At 51.1% G+C, this 18345-nt stretch carries 19 protein-coding genes; 6 read left to right on the top strand and 13 right to left on the bottom strand.

Annotated features, from left to right (window positions below; genetic code table 11):
- Positions 1-56: 56 nt before the first annotated feature.
- Positions 57-401 (bottom strand): hypothetical protein, encoded by a 345-nt coding sequence (locus tag L1D43_RS05375; protein ID WP_239850217.1) that lies wholly within the window; start codon positions 399-401, stop codon positions 57-59.
- A 262-nt stretch (positions 402-663) separates the two neighbouring features.
- Positions 664-1695 carry a Glu/Leu/Phe/Val dehydrogenase dimerization domain-containing protein gene (locus L1D43_RS05380; RefSeq protein WP_011865354.1) on the bottom strand — a complete coding sequence of 344 codons (1032 nt, stop codon included), beginning with the start codon at positions 1693-1695 and terminating at the stop codon, positions 664-666.
- A 256-nt stretch (positions 1696-1951) separates the two neighbouring features.
- Between L1D43_RS05380 and L1D43_RS05385 the strand changes: the two genes are divergently transcribed.
- Positions 1952-2401 carry a DUF4826 family protein gene (locus tag L1D43_RS05385; protein WP_239850218.1) on the top strand — a complete coding sequence of 150 codons (450 nt, stop codon included), beginning with the start codon at positions 1952-1954 and terminating at the stop codon, positions 2399-2401.
- Positions 2402-2602: 201 nt separating this feature from the next.
- On the opposite strand, the gene L1D43_RS05390 is transcribed toward L1D43_RS05385, so the two are convergent.
- The 6 genes from L1D43_RS05390 to rluE all read right to left on the bottom strand — a co-directional run bounded on the left by L1D43_RS05390 (position 2603) and on the right by rluE (position 8475).
- Entirely contained in the window at positions 2603-3751 is a 1149-nt protein-coding gene (locus tag L1D43_RS05390) for a cupin domain-containing protein (RefSeq protein WP_239850219.1), read from the bottom strand.
- 165 nt (positions 3752-3916) lie between these two features.
- Positions 3917-5287 (bottom strand): adenylosuccinate lyase, encoded by a 1371-nt coding sequence (purB, locus tag L1D43_RS05395; RefSeq protein WP_239850220.1) that lies wholly within the window; start codon positions 5285-5287, stop codon positions 3917-3919.
- A gap of 32 nt (positions 5288-5319) precedes the next feature.
- Complete coding sequence (hflD, locus tag L1D43_RS05400) at positions 5320-5937, bottom strand: high frequency lysogenization protein HflD (RefSeq protein ID WP_041511649.1); 618 nt, start codon at positions 5935-5937, stop codon at positions 5320-5322.
- Between the two features lie 3 nt (positions 5938-5940).
- Positions 5941-7056, bottom strand: coding sequence for a tRNA 2-thiouridine(34) synthase MnmA (gene mnmA / locus L1D43_RS05405; protein ID WP_239850221.1), 1116 nt, complete (start codon positions 7054-7056; stop codon positions 5941-5943).
- 178 nt (positions 7057-7234) lie between these two features.
- Positions 7235-7684 carry an NUDIX hydrolase gene (locus L1D43_RS05410; RefSeq protein ID WP_239850222.1) on the bottom strand — a complete coding sequence of 150 codons (450 nt, stop codon included), beginning with the start codon at positions 7682-7684 and terminating at the stop codon, positions 7235-7237.
- A gap of 11 nt (positions 7685-7695) precedes the next feature.
- Positions 7696-8475 carry a 23S rRNA pseudouridine(2457) synthase RluE gene (rluE, locus tag L1D43_RS05415; protein WP_239850223.1) on the bottom strand — a complete coding sequence of 260 codons (780 nt, stop codon included), beginning with the start codon at positions 8473-8475 and terminating at the stop codon, positions 7696-7698.
- A gap of 323 nt (positions 8476-8798) precedes the next feature.
- Here rluE and L1D43_RS05420 point away from each other — a divergent pair, with 323 nt between their 5' ends.
- Positions 8799-11018: an NADP-dependent isocitrate dehydrogenase gene (locus L1D43_RS05420; RefSeq protein WP_239850224.1), complete on the top strand. Its 2220-nt coding sequence runs from the start codon at positions 8799-8801 to the stop codon at positions 11016-11018.
- A gap of 293 nt (positions 11019-11311) precedes the next feature.
- On the opposite strand, the gene cspD is transcribed toward L1D43_RS05420, so the two are convergent.
- A complete protein-coding gene (gene cspD / locus L1D43_RS05425) occupies positions 11312-11518 on the bottom strand; it encodes a cold shock domain-containing protein CspD (RefSeq protein ID WP_011865363.1) in 207 nt (68 codons plus the stop codon).
- Between the two features lie 244 nt (positions 11519-11762).
- Here cspD and clpS point away from each other — a divergent pair, with 244 nt between their 5' ends.
- Positions 11763-12071, top strand: a complete 309-nt coding sequence (gene clpS / locus L1D43_RS05430) for an ATP-dependent Clp protease adapter ClpS (protein ID WP_011865364.1) — start codon at positions 11763-11765, stop codon at positions 12069-12071.
- Positions 12072-12106: 35 nt separating this feature from the next.
- Complete coding sequence (gene clpA / locus L1D43_RS05435; RefSeq protein WP_239850225.1) at positions 12107-14365, top strand: ATP-dependent Clp protease ATP-binding subunit ClpA; 2259 nt, start codon at positions 12107-12109, stop codon at positions 14363-14365.
- A 219-nt stretch (positions 14366-14584) separates the two neighbouring features.
- Here the strand turns inward: clpA and infA are convergent, their stop codons facing one another.
- From infA to aat, 3 genes are all read right to left on the bottom strand, one after another.
- Positions 14585-14803 carry a translation initiation factor IF-1 gene (gene infA / locus L1D43_RS05440; RefSeq protein ID WP_011865366.1) on the bottom strand — a complete coding sequence of 73 codons (219 nt, stop codon included), beginning with the start codon at positions 14801-14803 and terminating at the stop codon, positions 14585-14587.
- A gap of 130 nt (positions 14804-14933) precedes the next feature.
- Positions 14934-15638: an arginyltransferase gene (locus L1D43_RS05445; RefSeq protein ID WP_239850226.1), complete on the bottom strand. Its 705-nt coding sequence runs from the start codon at positions 15636-15638 to the stop codon at positions 14934-14936.
- Positions 15628-16338 (bottom strand): leucyl/phenylalanyl-tRNA--protein transferase, encoded by a 711-nt coding sequence (gene aat, locus L1D43_RS05450; RefSeq protein ID WP_239850227.1) that lies wholly within the window; start codon positions 16336-16338, stop codon positions 15628-15630. Before aat ends, L1D43_RS05445 begins: the two co-directional genes overlap by 11 nt.
- A 52-nt stretch (positions 16339-16390) precedes the next feature.
- Here aat and L1D43_RS05455 point away from each other — a divergent pair, with 52 nt between their 5' ends.
- Entirely contained in the window at positions 16391-16882 is a 492-nt protein-coding gene (locus tag L1D43_RS05455; RefSeq protein ID WP_239850228.1) for a glycine zipper 2TM domain-containing protein, read from the top strand.
- Between the two features lie 80 nt (positions 16883-16962).
- Here the strand turns inward: L1D43_RS05455 and L1D43_RS05460 are convergent, their stop codons facing one another.
- The gene (locus tag L1D43_RS05460) at positions 16963-17322 is read right to left on the bottom strand and encodes a hypothetical protein (protein WP_239850229.1); all 360 of its coding nucleotides are present in this window, start codon (positions 17320-17322) and stop codon (positions 16963-16965) included.
- Positions 17323-17533: 211 nt separating this feature from the next.
- Between L1D43_RS05460 and L1D43_RS05465 the strand changes: the two genes are divergently transcribed.
- Complete coding sequence (locus L1D43_RS05465) at positions 17534-18286, top strand: Nif3-like dinuclear metal center hexameric protein (protein WP_239850230.1); 753 nt, start codon at positions 17534-17536, stop codon at positions 18284-18286.
- Positions 18287-18345: the final 59 nt, after the last annotated feature.

Below are 18345 nucleotides of genomic sequence, written 5' to 3' on the forward strand. Positions count from 1 at the left end.
TAGATCTGTTCTTTTATTTGAATAGGCGATTAAGCTCGGGATGTCGTAACTTTGAGTTACACCACCAGCAACATGCCCAGGCTCGATACGGCCATGACTATGATGACAGATTGCAACAGCATACGACTTTGCATCAGGTTTTCCTTTCCCTGTTTGATGCTGGTGATCAGGCGATTTTGCTTGTAGATGCGGCAGATCATCTGCTCACTGTTGGGATCGATTAACAGTTGAAACTTACAGGGCGCGCCACTGTTCAGTTTCACCTCATGTTCGCTCTTGGGGCCGAAATTAAGCTTACGCGACACCCGCTTGCCGTTAACAAATACCTGCTCCAGACCTATCCAGTTACTGGCCTGTAACTCCACCAAATCCTGATTAAAGTGGTACTTGAAACTTATCATAATGCAATCCTAGCGAAGATGATGAGCCTCTAAGTCAAGCAGAGGGATATGACATTTTCCAGTACGCCTTTGTGAAAAATCTGTGTCTGAAAATTATCTCTTTGGCGCTAAAAGAAAAATTGAATCAGAAAATTTTTGAGCTGTTTTTTATAGGTTGAGTAGGCTATGGCCTGGTGCAAAACTCGGGTTGTAGGCAATAAAAAACCACCGAACTTGTCGGTGGTTTTTCAATCCGGCTAGCATCAGAAATTAGCGCCAGAAATTATTTTTCGCCGTTGATGATGGCGCGTGCCAGTTCGTCGGCAACATCCGCTGTGGTGCGGTTTTGCGCGTCAGACTGTTCGAAGATCTTCAGCAGTGTGTTGTAGATCTCTTCTACCTTGGCGGTAGATTTTTGTGCGTCGTAATCTTTTTCGAACGATACATTGATGATACCGCCAGCGTTGATCACATAGTCTGGCGCATATAGGATGCCCAGTTCTTTAAGCTTCTCGCCATGGCGCAGTTCGGCAAGCTGGTTGTTGGCACAACCTGCCACAATCTTAGCTTTCAGCAGTGGAATCGTGGTGTCGTTGATGGTGGCACCCAGGGCACATGGTGCATAGATATCGACATCTTGATGATAGATATCTTGAGGCGCAACCACGGTAGCACCAAACTCGGTAGCGACCTTATCCAGTGATGACTGGTGAATGTCGGTTACGATCAGCTCGGCGCCTTCTTCATGCAGGTGACGACACAGGTAGTAACCTACGTGGCCAACGCCCTGAACGGCAATCTTAAGGCCCTTGAGGCTGTCCAGGCCACGCTGATGCTTAACGGCAGCCTTGATACCCAGGTAGGTGCCAAGCGCAGTAAATGGTGATGGGTCACCGCTCTGACCTTCAAGACCCGCCATGTATGGGGTTTCTTGGTGAGCAATCATGATGTCGCTGGTAGACACGCCCACATCTTCTGCAGAGTAGTACTTACCACCCAGAGTATGAATACAACGACCGAAGGCGCGGAACAGGGCTTCACGGTTTTCTACTTTAGGATCGGCGATGATCACCGACTTACCGCCACCCATTGCCAGACCGGCGAGGGCGTTCTTGTAGGTCATGCCACGAGACAGACGTAATACGTCGGTCAGTGCTTCGTCATCAGACTCATAGTTCCACATTCTGCAACCGCCGACCGCTGGGCCCAGGTTGGTGTTGTGAATGGCTATGATTGCACGTAAGCCACTTTCTTTATCATGACAAAATACGACCTGTTCGTGGTCATCAAATGAGATATGATTAAATACTGCCACTTTATGAGTTCTCCGCTTGGGAATTAAAACGCCGAATGCCAAAGAGGCGCCTTCGACGGCTTGTTATATTTATTGCAGAACGATAGCATTTAGCGATACTCTCAACAAAGCAAAGATTGGGATTAATTGTGATCGGTGTGGCAATTTTGCTTTCCACTTTACGTTAACGTAAAGTTGTGTGTGAATTTTCACGCAATATGCAGTTTGTCAGCTCCATTTCGCCCTTCACAGCATAACTATAACAATAGGAAGCAGTATGACGGAACAAGCAGTCGAGAACACCAAAGCACTCACAGCAGAAGAACAAGAAGCCCTAACACAACAATGGGTTAAAGAGCATTTTCAGAAGGCAAATCGCTTCCTGGCTGAAAAAGGGGTGATCCCAAGTAAAGTGATTGCCGAAGAGAGCCGTTACCTTGCGCCTTTCCTCGCGGTATGGAAGATGGAGTCTAAGCAGCCAAAGCCACAGACCTTCTGGGTGATGTCTGGCGATCTGCCTTCAGATTATGTGGATGTTAAGGTCGCCGCCACCGCGCGCGACGCGATTCGCCATTTCTCTATGATGTGGCAGCTTAAGGCGGAAAACCTGGTGAAATCTGGCGCCGTAAAGGACAAGACCCAGGCGCAGTTTGCGCAGCTGTTGGTGTCACGTGCCGAGAGCCTGTATCAGATCCACAACGACGAAAAATTGTGGAAAGAAGGCTAAGCGTTTTAAACAGCCATCGCTGTTAGGAGTGTCTTTAAAAAGCGCTTGAAACGAGAGCCTAAAGCCTAATAAAAAAGCCGCCCATCTGAGGCGGCTTTTTAGTGTTCTCAGCTTCGACGCTTTCTTGTTATCAGATACAGGTCATCAGCTATTTGGCATCGGTTACAGGGCATCAGCGACTGGAGACTCGCATCTGCCAGCTTATGCCAGGTAGGCGTAGCCAGAGTTGAGTAGCCAGATAAAGTATTGGCCTATGGCCTCATGCTGACACAGGTCCAGCGCCTGCTCGCCCTCGAAGCTAAATGCATTAGCCAGCAACATAAGCTGCTCATTCAGCTCATCGGCATCGTCATCATCAACAGCATCAAAGTCGTAGATCTCGCCATTGATAAAGAGCCTAAGGTGTTTATCGCCTTCGAGACGAATCACCTTAAGCCCGCCGATGCGTTGTAGACAGGCGCCGTCTTCTAATGCTCCCATCACCTCTTCTAGGGTGTAGTTATCTCCTTGCTCACACAAGTCAAGCTCGAAGCGGTTCTGGCTCAAGGTTTGGCCCAGTACCGTTTGGTAGTGATCGGGCTGAGATAAGATCTCAGAGACCAGGGCCAACATGCCCGTTTGCTGCTCGACGCTCAGTAGACCTGGGCTGGCGGGTTCCTGATTGGAGGTAAAGCGCTTATTGCCGCCGTTGGTGTCGATGAGATGATCGGCGATGCTGCTAAAGAGCTCCTGTTGGCTCGGCGCGCGAAAGCCTATGGAGTAGCTCAGCGCGGTTTCCAGTGTCTCGCCGCGGTGGGGAAAGCCCGGCGGGATATAAAGCATGTCGCCGGCCTCGAGTACCACATCCAAGATGGGCTCAAAATCATCGATCAGCGCCGTGTGGGTATCACCGCCACGGGGAGCGTATTGCCCCTTGGCGCCGACCTTCCAGCGGCGTCTGCCTTCGCCCTGTAGCAAGAAGACATCATAGTTGTCTATATGAGGGCCGACTCCGCCGCCTGGCGTGGCGTAGGAGACCATAAGATCGTCGAAGCGCCAGTCGGGGATGAAACGAAAGGCGTTAACCAGGGGCTCCACATCCGGGTACCAATGGTTGACGGCCTGTACCAGCAGCTGCCAGTTGGCATCGCCAAAGGGAGAGTAGTCTTCGATGGGGCCTTGGATGATCTCCCAATTATCTTTTTTGGTCAGCACGATGCGCGAGGCGACCTCTTCTTCGCAGGCGAGTCCCGCCAGTTCATCGGGGGCGATAGGGTCTTGAAAATGCGCGAAGGCGCCCTTGAGCACCAGAGGTTGTTTCTGCCAGTGGTTGGCTAAAAATACTTGCGTATCGAAGTTGGGAGTATACATGGCGTCGGTCATCAGGCCTGAATAGTAAGGGGGCAGTATATGCCGAAAATAACATAATCCGGAAATCATATAGTCAGGAAATCGTATCTTCCTGAAACTAGGTATTCCAGAAATAAAAAGGCGGTAAGCTGCTGCCTACCGCCTTTCATAAGGTGTTAGGGATGATTACTTGAGATCATCCACAAACGCTTCGGCGCGGCCAATGTAGTTGGCAGGCGTCATCTTCTTCAGCTCAAGCTTCACGTCGCTTGGTAGCTCAAGATTGTCGATGAACTGCGCCAGTTGCTCGCCGTCGATACGCTTACCGCGTGTCAGCTCTTTGAGTTTCTCGTATGGCTTCTCGATGCCATAGCGACGCATAACGGTTTGTACTGGCTCGGCCAAGACTTCCCAGTTTTGATCCAGCTCTTCACGCAGATGAGTCTCGTTGACCTCAAGCTTGCTGATCCCTTTCAGGGTTGCCTGATAAGCGATGAGCGAGTGGGCCATGCCGACACCCAGGTTACGTAGCACAGTCGAGTCGGTCAGGTCACGCTGCCAGCGAGACACAGGCAGTTTAGCCGCCAGATGCTGCATCAGGGCGTTAGCGATACCCAGGTTACCCTCTGAGTTTTCGAAATCGATTGGATTAACCTTGTGTGGCATGGTCGATGAACCGATCTCGCCGGCAATCGTCTTCTGCTTGAAGTGACCCAGGGCGATATAACCCCAGATGTCGCGGTCGAAGTCGATCAGCACTGTGTTGAAGCGAGCAACGGCATCGAACAGTTCGGCGATGTAGTCGTGTGGCTCGATCTGTGTGGTGTATGGGTTCCAGTTAAGGCCCAGGCTGGTCACGAAACGCTCTGACAGTGTATGCCAGTCAACTTCAGGGTAGGCGGACAGATGAGCGTTGTAGTTGCCCACGGCGCCATTGATCTTACCCATGATCTCAACCGCTTGGATCTGCTTAAGCTGACGTTCGAGGCGTACGGCAACGTTGGCCATCTCTTTACCTAGGGTAGAAGGCGAGGCTGGCTGGCCATGGGTACGTGACATCAAGGGGACCGAACGATATTCATGGGCCAACTTCTTCACGCCGTCGACGATCTGCTGGCAGTATGGCACCAGCACCTGCTCGCGGGCTTCGCTGAGCATCAGGCCGTGAGACAGGTTGTTGATATCTTCCGAGGTACAGGCGAAGTGAACAAACTCGCCGATGGCGGTAAGTTCGCTGTTATCGGCGATCTTCTCTTTGATGAAGTACTCAACTGCCTTCACATCGTGGTTAGTGGTTGCTTCGATGGTCTTGACGCGCAGTGCGTCTTCTTCGCTGAAGTTGTCTTTGATCTGGTCGAGCAAGGCCAGTGCGGCTTCGCTAAAAGGAGGAACTTCTTCAATTTCTGGGCAGCTAGACAGCAGCTTTAGCCAGTTGATTTCGACTTGAACACGGTATTTGGTCAGGCCGTACTCGCTGAAAATCCCTCGCAATGAGGCGGTTTTACTACCATAACGACCGTCTACCGGAGAGATAGCAGTTAGTGCGGAAAGTTCCATTAGAAGCTCCTTTAATGAACTTAACTTATTATTTATAGGGTGAGGCTTTTCTTAGCTGTATCAACTATTGTTTTTCGCGAGAAGACAAGGTGCCTGCGCTTGCCTCCAAGTTGGCGCCACAATACTGCGCTGCGCATGGCAGCTAGCAGCAGGGCGCGTATCTTATGTTGCACCATAGGTTGTTTCAGGTACTCGGGATTGCCCGAGATCTGTATCTTGGGGCCTAAGGTGCTGATTATATCGCTGTAGATGCCGGCGAAGTTGGCAACCACCTGCTCGTCGGTAATTGCAAAGTGGTGCAGCTGGCGATGTACTTGATTGATGCGCTCGGCCAACATGCCCATGGCATTTGAGTTGCGTGATAGCTTACGCTCCAGCGCCAGGATACCGATGAGATAGCGGGTCACTTCGACATCTTTCTGTTTGTCATCGCCCAGCTGATTCAAAATCAGCTGATAACCGCGATTCAGTGCGACCTTGTCTTGATAGACATCGGCGGTGCAGTCGGGATTGGTGACCATGATGGTTCCCAAACAGGCGCCAAGCATCTCATCGTCAGCCTGGCCATGTCTGGCAACCTTTTGTACCTGACCAATCGCCTGCAGTATGCCCGCAAAGGCCATGGTTCTGTCGAATATCGGTTCGCTCACGGCTTACTCTCTAATCAGACTGTCTATGATGCCACCGCCCAGGCAGACCTCGCCGTCGTAGAAGACGGCAGACTGACCCGGCGTCACGGCCGCAACGGGCTCGTCGAAGATCACCTTGATGCGATCGTTCCCTTCATAGGTGAGGGTACAGGCCACATCCTGTTGACGGTAGCGGGTCTTGACCGTGATTTTAGCGCCATCTTTCGGCCCTTTCCTGTCGACCCAGTGTAGCTGATCGGCATAGAAACCAACGGACATGAGGCGAGGGTGCTTACCCCCCTGACCGACAACCAGCACGTTGCGCTCGAGATCTTTATCGACCACATACCAAGGATCGTCATTGCTGTTCTTCATGCCGCCGATCCCCAGCCCCTTGCGTTGGCCTAGGGTGTGGTACATCAGGCCCTGATGCTCACCTATGATTTCGCCTTCGGCTGTCTCTATCTTGCCAGGCTGTGCGGGCAGGAAGGTGCGCAGAAAATCGGTGAACTTACGCTCGCCTATAAAACAGATACCTGTGCTGTCCTTCTTATCGTGAGTAACCAGTCCCATCTTCTTGGCTATCTCGCGCACTTCACCCTTTTCCAGTTCACCTACAGGGAACAGGGAACGGGCGATCTGCTCGTGGCTCAAGGTGTATAGAAAGTAGCTCTGGTCTTTGTTGCCGTCGACGCCACGTAGCATCTGGCTTTGGCCCGAGGCATCGCTGCGGCGTACATAGTGGCCCATGGCGATGTAGTCGGCGTCCAGGATGTCGTCGGCAAACTCGAGAAATGCCTTAAACTTGATCTCTTTGTTACACATGATGTCTGGGTTAGGGGTACGGCCTGCCTTGTATTCGGCAAGGAAGTACTCGAACACATTGTCCCAGTATTCGGCTGCAAAGTTGACCGTGTGCAGCTTGATCCCGAGTTTGTCACAAACGGCTTGGGCATCTTTAAGATCTTCGGCGGCGGCGCAATACTCGTCGGTATCGTCCTCTTCCCAGTTTTTCATGAACAGGCCTTCGACCTGATAGCCCTGTTGCATGAGGAGATACGCCGAAACAGATGAGTCGACACCGCCGGACATACCGACGATCACTTTTTTACCGTTTGGATTGGGTTCGATTGCTGCCATAAATCCTAAAAACCATTAAATTCGTGTAGCTATGGTGGCTGTTTTCGGCGGTTGAGCAAGCCGGTTTGCCTGCTTAGCCCTGTGTCTAATTGCGTGTTGATCGCGCATCACTTGCCGGGAAAACCATCACCATAATATGCGGGGGCATATTCTATCATGCATTGTGACTTTGGGCTAACTAGAGAAAGCGGCTATTGACCACCTCTGTCGAAAAGAGTTTTCCCTGACGAAAGTCGTGAATACATTGCAGTACCAAGGGGCTTCTGAGCTGCGTCTTACGCTGGGCTATCTCATCATATGTCATCCACAGGGCGCGGCGAATCGCGCTATCCTGCGGGGCGGGTGATGGCTGCTCATTAAGGACACAAGCATAGGTGAAGCGCAGAAAGGCCAGGCCTTCATTTGCCTGAAACTGATAGATGTTGATGAGCGACTGTACTTTGATAGTCAGGCCTGTCTCTTCCCATACCTCACGTTCGCAGGCCTGATTTAGGCTCTCAAAGGCTTCCAGGTGACCGGCGGGTTGGTTGTAGGTGAGCTTGCCATCGATGAGCTCCTCGACCATCAGGTATTTGTCGTCACAATTGATGACGCAGGCGACGGTGACATTGGGTTTATAACGTTCCATCTATTACCTCGTTAGGATTGGGGCAGCACCTTATAATCGCCGTTTGCGATGTCATCCAGGCTCCATTGACCTATTTTATAACGAATCAATCTTAGGGTCGGGTGGCCCACGTGGGCTGTCATGCGCCTGACTTGACGATTACGTCCCTCGCAGATGGTGATCGCCAGCCAGCTGGTGGGGATCTGTTTACGCTCTCTCACCGGCGGGTTACGGGGCCAGATGTTCGGCTCGTCGATCCGCTCCACCCTGGCGGGCAGAGTCGGACCATCTTTTAGGGTAACCCCCTCTCTGAGCGCTTTGAGCGCCTCGTCGCTGGGGTTGCCTTCGACCTGCACCCAGTAGGTCTTATCGGTTTTCTTCTTAGGCTCTGTGATACGTGACTGCAGCTGACCATCGTTGGTGAGCAGTAACAGCCCTTCGCTGTCTCTGTCGAGTCTGCCGGCGGCGTAGACATCTTGAATTGGGATAAAATCCTTCAATGTCTGACGTCCCTGTTCATCGGTAAATTGACACAAGACATCGAAAGGCTTGTTAAACAGTACTATGACTGGGTTTTGCGGCCTTGGCTTCGGCTTAGTCCCTAGCTTGCCTTTGGGACGGGGCTTGTAGTGACCTTTAGCCTTAACGCCTTTTGCCGATGGTGCTGCCGAGCCCTGCTTGTGCTGGCGATGATTCCCCTTGGCATTGAAGTCAGGAGATTGGGAAGATGGGGATTTGGACGATGTGGCGTCTTTTCTTGCGCCCCTGCGTTTATTTACTGGCTTATTGGCTCCGGGTGTTTTTTGGGTCACGAGACAAACTTTTGGCTGAGTGTATGCTAATGCTGACATTGTACTGTGCATTGGCCATTAGTGGAATTTGAATATTGGCGTGAATGATTTATGATGTCGGCCAACTAAATGTGATCGATAGCAAAACGTGAACAGCTTTTGAGATGTTAAACGCGCTTTGTTTTGCATTAAATCGGTTTAAGTGTCAGGGCATGGCCCCAGGGCGTTCACCCTTACAGTTTCTCCTTTTCATGCCTCGCATTCGCCATCGTAAAATTATAATAATGACATCATAGTTGTTTGATTCATAAACGATTTATTTTACAAAAACGTAGGAAGTAATAATGAACGATAATCCAACGATCATCTATACGGAGACTGATGAAGCTCCGGCTCTCGCGACCCTCTCTCTGTTACCTATTATCAAGCATTTCACCGCAGCTGCAGGTGTCGGCGTCGAGACACGCGACATCTCATTATCTGGCCGCGTTATTGCCAATTTCCCTGAATTTTTAACCCCAGAACAGCAGATCTCTGATGCACTTTCCGAGCTGGGTGAACTGGCCACTAAGCCAGAAGCCAACATCATTAAGCTGCCTAACATCAGTGCCTCGATCCCACAGCTGAAGGCCTGTATCAAGGAGCTGCAAGACAAAGGTTATGCACTGCCTAACTATCCTGATGAGCCGCAAAATGACGCAGAAGCCGATATCAAGGCCCGTTACGACAAGATCAAAGGTAGTGCCGTTAACCCTGTGCTGCGTGAAGGTAACTCAGACCGCCGCGCGCCGACTTCTGTGAAAAACTACGCCAAGAAGAACCCGCACTCAATGGGCGCCTGGAGCCGTGACTCTAAGTCTCATGTTGCGCACATGGAAGCGGGCGATTTCTATGGTAGCGAGCAATCGGTTACCATCAACGAGCCGACTAGCATAGATATCCTGTTCGAAGGTAAAGATGGCAGCGCTAAGACTCTGAAGTCTGGTCTTAAGTTACTGGCCGGTGAGGTGATTGACGCATCGACTATGAGCAAGAAAGCCCTGGTTGCCTACATGGAGCGTGAAATCGAGGCGGCTAAGGCCGAAGATGTGCTGCTGTCGCTGCACCTAAAAGCCACCATGATGAAGGTGTCAGATCCTATCATGTTCGGTCACGCCGTTAAGGTGTTCTACAAGTCGCTGTTTGACAAGCATGGTGAGCTGTTTGAAGAGCTCGGCGTGGATGTTAACAACGGTTTTGGTGACGTGTATGCCAAGATTGCTAGCCTGCCTGCTGACAAGAAGGCCGAAATTGAAGCCGACATCGCGGCTATCTACGCCGAGCGTCCAGCCCTGGCGATGGTCGATTCAGACCGTGGTATCACCAACCTGCATGTACCAAGCGATGTGATCATCGATGCCTCTATGCCGGCGGCGATTCGCTCTTCCGGTCAGATGTGGGGCCCAGATGGTAAGCTGAAGGATACTAAGGCGCTTATTCCAGATCGTTGCTACGCTGGCGTGTACCAGGAAACAATCCAATTCTGTAAAGAGAATGGTGCCTTCGACCCTACCACCATGGGCAGCGTGCCAAACGTGGGCCTGATGGCTCAGAAGGCCGAAGAATACGGTAGCCATGATAAGACCTTCGAGATCGCCGCAGACGGTGTGGTTAAGGTTGTCGATGCCGCCGGTAATCTGTTGATGTCTCACGATGTCGAAGCCGGTGATATCTGGAGAATGTGTCAGGTTAAAGACGCACCTATCCGCGACTGGGTTAAGCTTGCCGTTAACCGTGCGCGTCTGTCATCGACACCAGCCGTATTCTGGTTAGACGAGAACCGTGCCCACGACGCCCAGCTGATTGCCAAGGTAAACAAATATCTGCCAGAGCATGATACCGATGGGTTAGAGATCCACATCATGGCGCCTGTGGCCGCAACACGTTTCTCGCTAGAGCGCATCAAGCAGGGTCTGGATACCATCTCGGTAACGGGTAACGTACTGCGTGACTACCTGACGGATCTGTTCCCAATTCTTGAGCTGGGCACCAGTGCGAAGATGCTCTCTATCGTGCCGCTAATGAGTGGTGGTGGACTGTTTGAAACCGGTGCAGGTGGCAGCGCGCCTAAGCACGTTCAGCAGGTCGAGAAAGAGGGTCACCTGCGTTGGGACTCTCTGGGTGAATTCCTGGCTCTGGGCGCGTCACTCGAACACCTGAGCCAAAACTATGGTAACCCTAAGGCACAGGTATTGGCCGATGCGCTGGATAACGCAATCGGTAAGTTCCTCGATGAAAACCGCTCACCATCACGTCGCGTGGGTGAGCTGGATAACCGTGGTAGTCACTTCTACCTGGCGATGTACTGGGCACAGGCGCTGGCCGCTCAGGAGACTGATGGCGAGCTAAAGGCGCAGTTTGCACCGCTAGCCGAAGCCTTGACCAGTAACGAAGCTAAGATAGTTGCCGAGTTAAATGGTGCTCAGGGTCCTGCGGTTGATTTAGGTGGTTACTATCGCCTAGATATCACTAAGGCCGAAGCGGCGATGCGCCCGAGCGCAACGCTGAATCAGTTGCTGAGCTAATAAAAGCTAAGTAAATAAAAAGGGCGCCATGGCGCCCTTTTTTATTGCTTGTTTTATACCAATCGTAATAAACAATTGATAATTCTAGCTTGTTAAAACGCTCGATAACTGTATTAGAATTTTTAATTGTAGAATAACTACTTATCTAAAAATCCTGCTTGGTTCTCAAGCGTTTTTCCTGCGCTATTTCTGATCACATATTTACTGTGATTGGTATTAGATATTGGTGAGCGTTTAAAAAGGCAATAAAAAAGGCAGGGATAACCCTGCCTTTTTTGTTTTGGTCCCACTAACTATTTAGTGGGTGATATCGCTGACGCGTGCATCCCTTTAGGCCCCTGTTCCACCTCGAATTGGACTGATTGGCCTGCTTTTAGAGTTCGATAGCCTTCCATTTCAATGGTAGAATAGTGTGCGAAAACGTCTTCACCACCAGCTTCAGGGCAGATAAACCCGAATCCTTTGGCGTTGTTGAACCATTTCACAGTTCCGTTTGCCATACTTCCACTTCCTTCTGTTGTTTACTGACCAGTAAGATAGTAAAACTTATGAGGCGGGGTAAATTCACCGCTCGATGAACAGAATGAAACCAGTATAAGCGGATGTCAAGACCAATTTAACAAAAAGGCAACATTTGCGCTAAATTCGTCAGCAATTGGTTCTAATGGTCGGATGAGTAACAGGTTTATCCCGGGTGGTCAGCAACTTTTGGAAGAAGCCAAAACTAGAGGCTAATATTGAAATATGGGTAAAGTAGGTAATATTGAGCATATTGAAGAGCGCGCGGAAACTGAACTCATGCCGCCTTCGATGTACAAAGTGATCTTAAACAACGATGACTATACCCCGATGGACTTCGTCATCGAGGTGTTACAACTCTTTTTTAATAAAAATGAACAAGAAGCCACAGATATCATGTTGGCAATTCATCATCAGGGTAAGGGAATTTGCGGCGTTTTCCCTTTCGGCATTGCAGAAACCAAGGTCGCACAAGTAAATCAGTTTGCAAGACAAAACCAACATCCGTTACTGTGTTCATTAGAGAAAGCCTGAATATCGAAGTTTTGTGATTATTTTAGGGGGTGCTTATGTTAAATAAAGATTTAGAGGTCACCTTGAATCTGGCGTTCCAACAAGCCAGAGACGCGCGACACGAATACATGACCGTAGAGCATCTGCTATTGGCGTTAATCGATAATCCTGCGGCTCAAGAGGCGCTGCTCGCCTGCGGTGCAAACCTCGACAAGTTAAGAGAAGAGGTGTCGAGTTTCATCGAACAAACCACACCTATCATCAGCGATCCTAACGACGACAGAGAAACCCAGCCTACCTTAGGTTTTCAGCGCGTGCTGCAGCGCGCTGTCTTTCATGTGCAATCTTCGGGTCGCAACGAAGTGACAGGTGCTAACGTCTTGGTGGCCATCTTCAGCGAGCAGGAGTCTCAGGCGGTTTATCTGCTGCGTAATGGTGAGATCACCCGCCTTGATGTGGTGAACTACATCTCCCACGGCGTGGCGCGTGATGAGCTGGATAATGCTCAGGAACCCGAACAGATTGAAGATCACAGCGAATCGGAGGAGCGCAGCAAGCTGTCGCAATTCACCGCCAATCTCAACGAAGAGGCCCGCAAGGGCAATATCGATCCTCTGATCGGCCGCTCCGATGAGATAGAGCGCTCGATTCAGATCCTCTGCCGTCGCCGAAAGAATAACCCGCTATTGGTGGGTGAGGCGGGCGTCGGTAAGACGGCTATTGCCGAGGGGCTTGCCTATCGCATCGTCAACGACGAGGTTCCCGAGGTAATGGCCGACGCCACCGTTTACTCACTGGATCTCGGTGCCTTGCTAGCCGGTACCAAATATCGTGGCGACTTTGAGAAACGCTTTAAGAGTCTGCTCAAGGAGCTTTCGCAAGACAAACACGCCATTCTGTTTATCGATGAGATTCACACCATTATCGGTGCGGGAGCGGCATCCGGTGGCGTGATGGACGCGTCTAACTTGCTAAAGCCGCTGCTCTCTAGTGGGCACCTGCGCTGTATGGGCTCGACCACCTTCCAGGAGTATCAGAGCATCTTCGAGAAAGATCGCGCCCTGGCCAGACGTTTCCAGAAGGTGGATATCAACGAGCCGTCTGTGGCGGAAACCACGAAGATCCTACAAGGCCTCAAGAGCAAGTATGAGGAGCACCATGGTGTGCGTTATACCATGGCGGCCTTGTCCGTGGCGGCGCGTCTGGCGGATAAGCATATCAACGACAGACATCTTCCCGATAAGGCGATCGATGTGATCGACGAGGCGGGCGCGCGCATGGCGATGCAGCCGGCAAGCAAGCGCAAGAAGACAATAGGTCAGGCGGAGATCGAGTCTATCATAGCCAAGATAGCGCGGATCCCTGAGAAGACGGTATCGGCCACCGATAAGGATATGCTGAAGAACCTTGAGCGTAATCTAAAGATGGTGGTGTTTGGGCAGGATAAGGCTATTGAAGCCTTAAGCTCCGCGATTCGCCTCTCACGCTCTGGCCTCAGCGGCGCCCACAAGCCTGTGGGTAGCTTCCTGTTTGCCGGTCCGACCGGTGTGGGTAAGACAGAGGTCACCAGCCAGCTAGCGTCCTGTCTCAGCCTCAAGCTGGTGCGTTTCGATATGTCCGAGTATATGGAGAGTCATACCGTGTCTCGCCTTATCGGTGCGCCGCCAGGCTATGTTGGCTACGATCAGGGGGGCTTGTTAACCGATGCGGTGATCAAGAACCCACATTGCGTGGTGTTGCTCGATGAGATCGAAAAGGCCCACCCCGATGTCTATAACCTGCTGTTGCAGGTAATGGACCACGGTACCCTGACCGACAATAACGGTCGCAAGGCGGACTTTAGACACGTGACCTTGGTGATGACCACCAACGCGGGGGTGCAGGAGACGGTGCGTAAGTCCATCGGCTTTAAGCAGCAAGATCACAGCCAGGATGCGCTGTCGGAGATCAATCGCGTCTTCTCGCCTGAGTTTAGAAACCGCTTAGATGAGATCATCTGGTTCAATCATCTGGATATGACGGTCATCGCCAAGGTGGTCGACAAGTTCCTGGTCGAGCTACAGGCGCAACTGGATGAGAAATCTGTGGTGCTGGATGTCAGCGACGATGCCAGAACCTTATTGGCCGAGAAGGGCTATGATAAGGCGATGGGGGCACGGCCTATGGCTCGAGTGGTTACCGAGATGATCAAGCGGCCACTTGCCGATGAGATCCTCTTTGGTAAGCTGGAGAAGGGGGGGATTGCCCATGTGGATGTCGTCGGTGATAAGCTGACCATCAAGATTGAGCAGTCGGAGCGGCTGACACAGGTGTAATACACTGATGTAATAAAAAGGCTGCAGATGCAGCCTTTTTTCATGATTTGGTTTTTGTATCAGATCCTGCCTAGTGGCTAGAACCTTCATCAACCTTCTTCGCTGCCAGATTCGGCTTGGTCGGGACTGTGTCGGTTTCCGCCAGTCTCTGCCATTGTAGCTATCGATTAGGAACAAAAAAACCGGCACTGCCGGTTTTTATTATTCGCAAGCTAACGATTAGCGTGAACGGAAGACGATGCGCCCTTTGCTCAAATCATAAGGGGTCAGCTGAACAGTGACCTTGTCACCCGTTAGAATACGGATGTAGTTTTTACGCATTTTGCCTGAGATATGGGCGATTACTACGTGACCATTCTCTAGCTCTACTCGAAACATTGTATTTGGCAAGGTTTCAAGAATAGTGCCTTGCATCTCAATGTTGTCTTCTTTCGCCATTAATCAGTTATCCTGTTAGCCTTCAAATATTAAAAACGGGCGTATCATGCCGCAAATTAGCGCTTCTGTAAAGAGGTGTTCGTTATCTGGGCAAATATCTGTTTGCTTTATTTTTTCTAATTAAGCGCGCTTATTCACTGCGTTGCCAACCGTTTGCGGTCAATATCTCATAGGGATGGTAGGCCGTCTTATAATTCATTTTTCGTGACTCATGGATTTGATAACCCAGGTAGAGGTACTCCTTGTGCATCTGCTTGGCAAGTTCGCACTGCAGCAGGATCATCAAAGAGCCCAGAGAGCGTTTGTCCAGCTCTGGTGCAAAAAAGCTATAGATGGCCGACAGGCTGTTGGGTAAGAGGTCGGTGATCGCCACGCCAATCAGCTCGCCCTCGAGCCGCAGTTCAAGCAGCTTCGGTGGATGCCAGCTGCACTGCACGAAATGATCGTATTGCTCGCGTGAGGGGGGATACATGGGACCGTCGTGATGCCGCGCCTTGATGTACCTGTCATAGAGCGCATAGTGTTCGTCGGTGCAGTTGTCGACTAAGTGCCAACTTACGTCCCTGTTTTGTTTCAGGGTACGTTTCTGGCGTCGTGACGGGATAAAAGCATCGACCGGAATGCGAATGGGCAGACAGGCCTGACAGTGGGGGCAATGTGGCTTATAGATGGTCTCACCACTACGACGAAATCCCAGGGCGAGTAGCTTCTCAAACAAGGTCAAGTCGAGCGACTCCTCCTGCAGCACCAATAGCTGTTCCTGCTTATTGGGCAGGTAGCTGCAGTCGAAGGTATGTGTCATACCCACCTGTATGGTGTCGGATCTAGAGTTCAATCTGCACCTCTTGTGGGTGCCAGGCATCGCTGGCGACCTCGGTATCGCGAAAGCGCTTCAATAAATTGATGAAGTCTGCGCGTTTTAACGCCTTGGCGCCCAGTGAGGCTAGATGAGGATTCATGACCTGGGCGTCGATCAGTCGGTACCTGTGTGACAACAGGTGCTGATGCAGCATGGCCATGGCTGCCTTGGAGGCATTGCTCTGCAGGTGAAACATGGACTCGCCGCAAAATACCTGGCCGATGGCCACCCCATAGAGGCCACCAATGAGCTTATCGCCGTCCCATACCTCAATCGAGTGGGCCTTGTTGTACTGGTGTAGCGCCTTATAGGCCTGCTGTATCTCTAAGGTTATCCAGGTGCCCTCCTTGCCTTGGCGGGTGAGGGCGCAGTGTTCGATCACGCTGTTAAAGGCGCGATTGACGCTGAAGCGCCACTGACGGCGTTTGATATCGCGCTTCAGGCTACGACTGACCTTGAGTGAACCGGGCACAAATACGGCACGGGGGTCGGGGGACCACCAGAGGATAGGGTCGTTTTCGTTAAACCAGGGGAAGATCCCTTCATAGTAGGCGTTAAGCAGACGCTTGGGATGTAGATCGCCGCCGATGGCCAAGAGTCCGTTTGGATCGGTTAGGGCAAACTCCGGCGAAGGGAACTTTGCCAGCTCATGATTTAAATAGGACAGTGAGTTCACAATTGAGTAAAATTAGTTATCGGCCTCTTTATAAGTTAGCGGAAAACCTCTTATGTTGAAACCTACACCCAGCCTCTTTCGCTTCATTTGGTCAGTTTTTATCTTGGTTGCCAGCCTGGGACTGAGTGCTAGTGCAAGTGCGGCCTATGAGCGCAATCAAGCAGTCCCTGTCGAGAAGGTAGAGTATGGTTATGTCACCTCGGTACGTAACATTACTCAGACTCAGTTGGTGGAAGACCGTAACCAAGGTTGGCGTACTTTTGGTGGCGCCCTGATAGGCGGTGTCATTGGCCATCAGTTTGGTGGCGGCAGCGGTCAGGATGTGGCTACGGTGTTGGGTGCCCTGATAGGGGGCGGTATAGGGCACAGTGCTGGCGGTGACTATTATCAGCAACTAAAGTTGGTCGAGCTGATGATACGTTATGAAGATGGCCAGGAGGTGATGGTGATCCAAGACTTAGATCCCGGCATGATCTTCAACGTCGATGACGAGGTGCGTGTGGTTTATCTTCAGGGAGGCGTGCGAGTCGATCTGGCGATGTAGCAGGCGTGTAGCTATTGCAGAGTTATATTCAATAAAAAAGGAGCCCTGAGGCTCCTTTTTTATAACAACATCTTGCTTGGTTAGAAGCCGCGAGGAAGTTGTCCTTTACCCGCCAGCTTAGCACGCCATAGTTCTTTCGGTGTCATGCCACCAGAGGTAGACTTGCTGGCTTTTGCTTCCGCCTTAGACTTGGCTGCTTTTGCAGGCGCGGCCTTCTTAGGTGCAGCCTTTGCTTTTTCCGCTTTTGCCGGTGCCTTAGCTACTGGAGCTTGCTCACCTTGTTCAGCCAACATAGCTTCTAAATCACTAAAGCGAAGAGACTTACCACCATCGATCTTATACCAGCTTCCTTTCTGCTCGATAGTAACACTCTTACCCTGCGCCTTGCTCAATGCAGACTCGAGTGCGCTGATCACCTCTTCTTTGGTCAACTTTGACATAGTATTAACCTATTTCTTTTAATGTGTAATTGAAGGTTTGGCCTAATTTTATAGTCCAAAGGCCTGAATTGTCCAATTTTCACAGAAATTCAACGTATTTCTATGAACTGAGGCCCAGATATGGCTAAACTAGGCGCTATCGCCACGGCCATTTTTTTCGTTTTTGAACGGGGAATCGGCCAAAGTTATCTGATTCATATGAGGAGCTTAGATGAATCGCACAGCATTGACTCGATACCTCACGGAATTTCTGCAGGTAGGCAACTATAAGGACTATGCCCCCAACGGGCTCCAGGTCGAGGGTAAAGAGCGGATCAAGACGATTGTCACTGGGGTGACTGCCTGTCAGGCATTGATCGATAGGGCGGTTGAGCTAAAAGCCGATGCCTTGCTGGTGCACCATGGTTTCTTCTGGAAGGGAGAGCCTGAACCCATTACCGGCATGAAGTATCGCCGAATCAAGTCGCTGATCACCAATGATATTAACCTCTTTGGTTACCATCTGCCGTTAGATGGTCACCCTATGCTGGGTAACAACGCCGAGTTGGCTCGCGAGCTTGGGATCATAGATGCCGAATCGGTTGAAGGGGTCGCCCAGGGGCTGGTCTGGCAGGGACGTCTCGATGAGCCTATGGCGCCGAGTGCGTTTGCCGAGCATTTGGCGGGCGTTCTGGGCCGTCAGGCATTACACCTGGGTGAGAGCAACAAGCCGATTCATCGCCTGGCCTGGTGCAGCGGCGGCGCACAAGATTATATCGATATCGCCGTCGAACTGGGCGTCGATGCCTTTATCAGTGGCGAGGTGTCTGAGCGTACCTTCCACAGTGCGGTCGAACAGGATATTCACTATTATGCCGCAGGCCATCACGCCACGGAAAGGTTCGGCATCAGGGCATTGGGTGAACACCTGGCTAATGAGTTTGACTTGACTCACCATTTTGTGGATATCGACAATCCTGTGTAACGCATCTTTTAGCGACTCTACTAAAAGAAAAGGCCGCTAGTAGCGGCCTTTTTGTCATA

The organism is Shewanella sp. Isolate8, from assembly GCF_022398495.1.
Classification (GTDB): Bacteria; Pseudomonadota; Gammaproteobacteria; order Enterobacterales; family Shewanellaceae; genus Shewanella; species Shewanella aquimarina.

Excerpts from the sequence above, each read along its gene's own strand:
- clpS (WP_011865364.1), top strand. The coding sequence starts at position 11,763 with ATGGGTAAAGTAGGTAATATTGAGCATATTGAAGAGCGCGCGGAAACT.
- mnmA (WP_239850221.1), bottom strand. The coding sequence starts at position 7,056 with ATGGCAGCAATCGAACCCAATCCAAACGGTAAAAAAGTGATCGTCGGT.
- L1D43_RS05375 (WP_239850217.1), bottom strand. The coding sequence starts at position 401 with ATGATAAGTTTCAAGTACCACTTTAATCAGGATTTGGTGGAGTTACAG.
- L1D43_RS05455 (WP_239850228.1), top strand. The coding sequence starts at position 16,391 with ATGTTGAAACCTACACCCAGCCTCTTTCGCTTCATTTGGTCAGTTTTT.
- cspD (WP_011865363.1), bottom strand. The coding sequence starts at position 11,518 with ATGGCAAACGGAACTGTGAAATGGTTCAACAACGCCAAAGGATTCGGG.
- purB (WP_239850220.1), bottom strand. The coding sequence starts at position 5,287 with ATGGAACTTTCCGCACTAACTGCTATCTCTCCGGTAGACGGTCGTTAT.
- infA (WP_011865366.1), bottom strand. The coding sequence starts at position 14,803 with ATGGCGAAAGAAGACAACATTGAGATGCAAGGCACTATTCTTGAAACC.
- clpA (WP_239850225.1), top strand. The coding sequence starts at position 12,107 with ATGTTAAATAAAGATTTAGAGGTCACCTTGAATCTGGCGTTCCAACAA.
- L1D43_RS05460 (WP_239850229.1), bottom strand. The coding sequence starts at position 17,322 with ATGTCAAAGTTGACCAAAGAAGAGGTGATCAGCGCACTCGAGTCTGCA.
- L1D43_RS05410 (WP_239850222.1), bottom strand. The coding sequence starts at position 7,684 with ATGGAACGTTATAAACCCAATGTCACCGTCGCCTGCGTCATCAATTGT.
- L1D43_RS05385 (WP_239850218.1), top strand. The coding sequence starts at position 1,952 with ATGACGGAACAAGCAGTCGAGAACACCAAAGCACTCACAGCAGAAGAA.
- L1D43_RS05465 (WP_239850230.1), top strand. The coding sequence starts at position 17,534 with ATGAATCGCACAGCATTGACTCGATACCTCACGGAATTTCTGCAGGTA.
- L1D43_RS05390 (WP_239850219.1), bottom strand. The coding sequence starts at position 3,751 with ATGTATACTCCCAACTTCGATACGCAAGTATTTTTAGCCAACCACTGG.
- L1D43_RS05420 (WP_239850224.1), top strand. The coding sequence starts at position 8,799 with ATGAACGATAATCCAACGATCATCTATACGGAGACTGATGAAGCTCCG.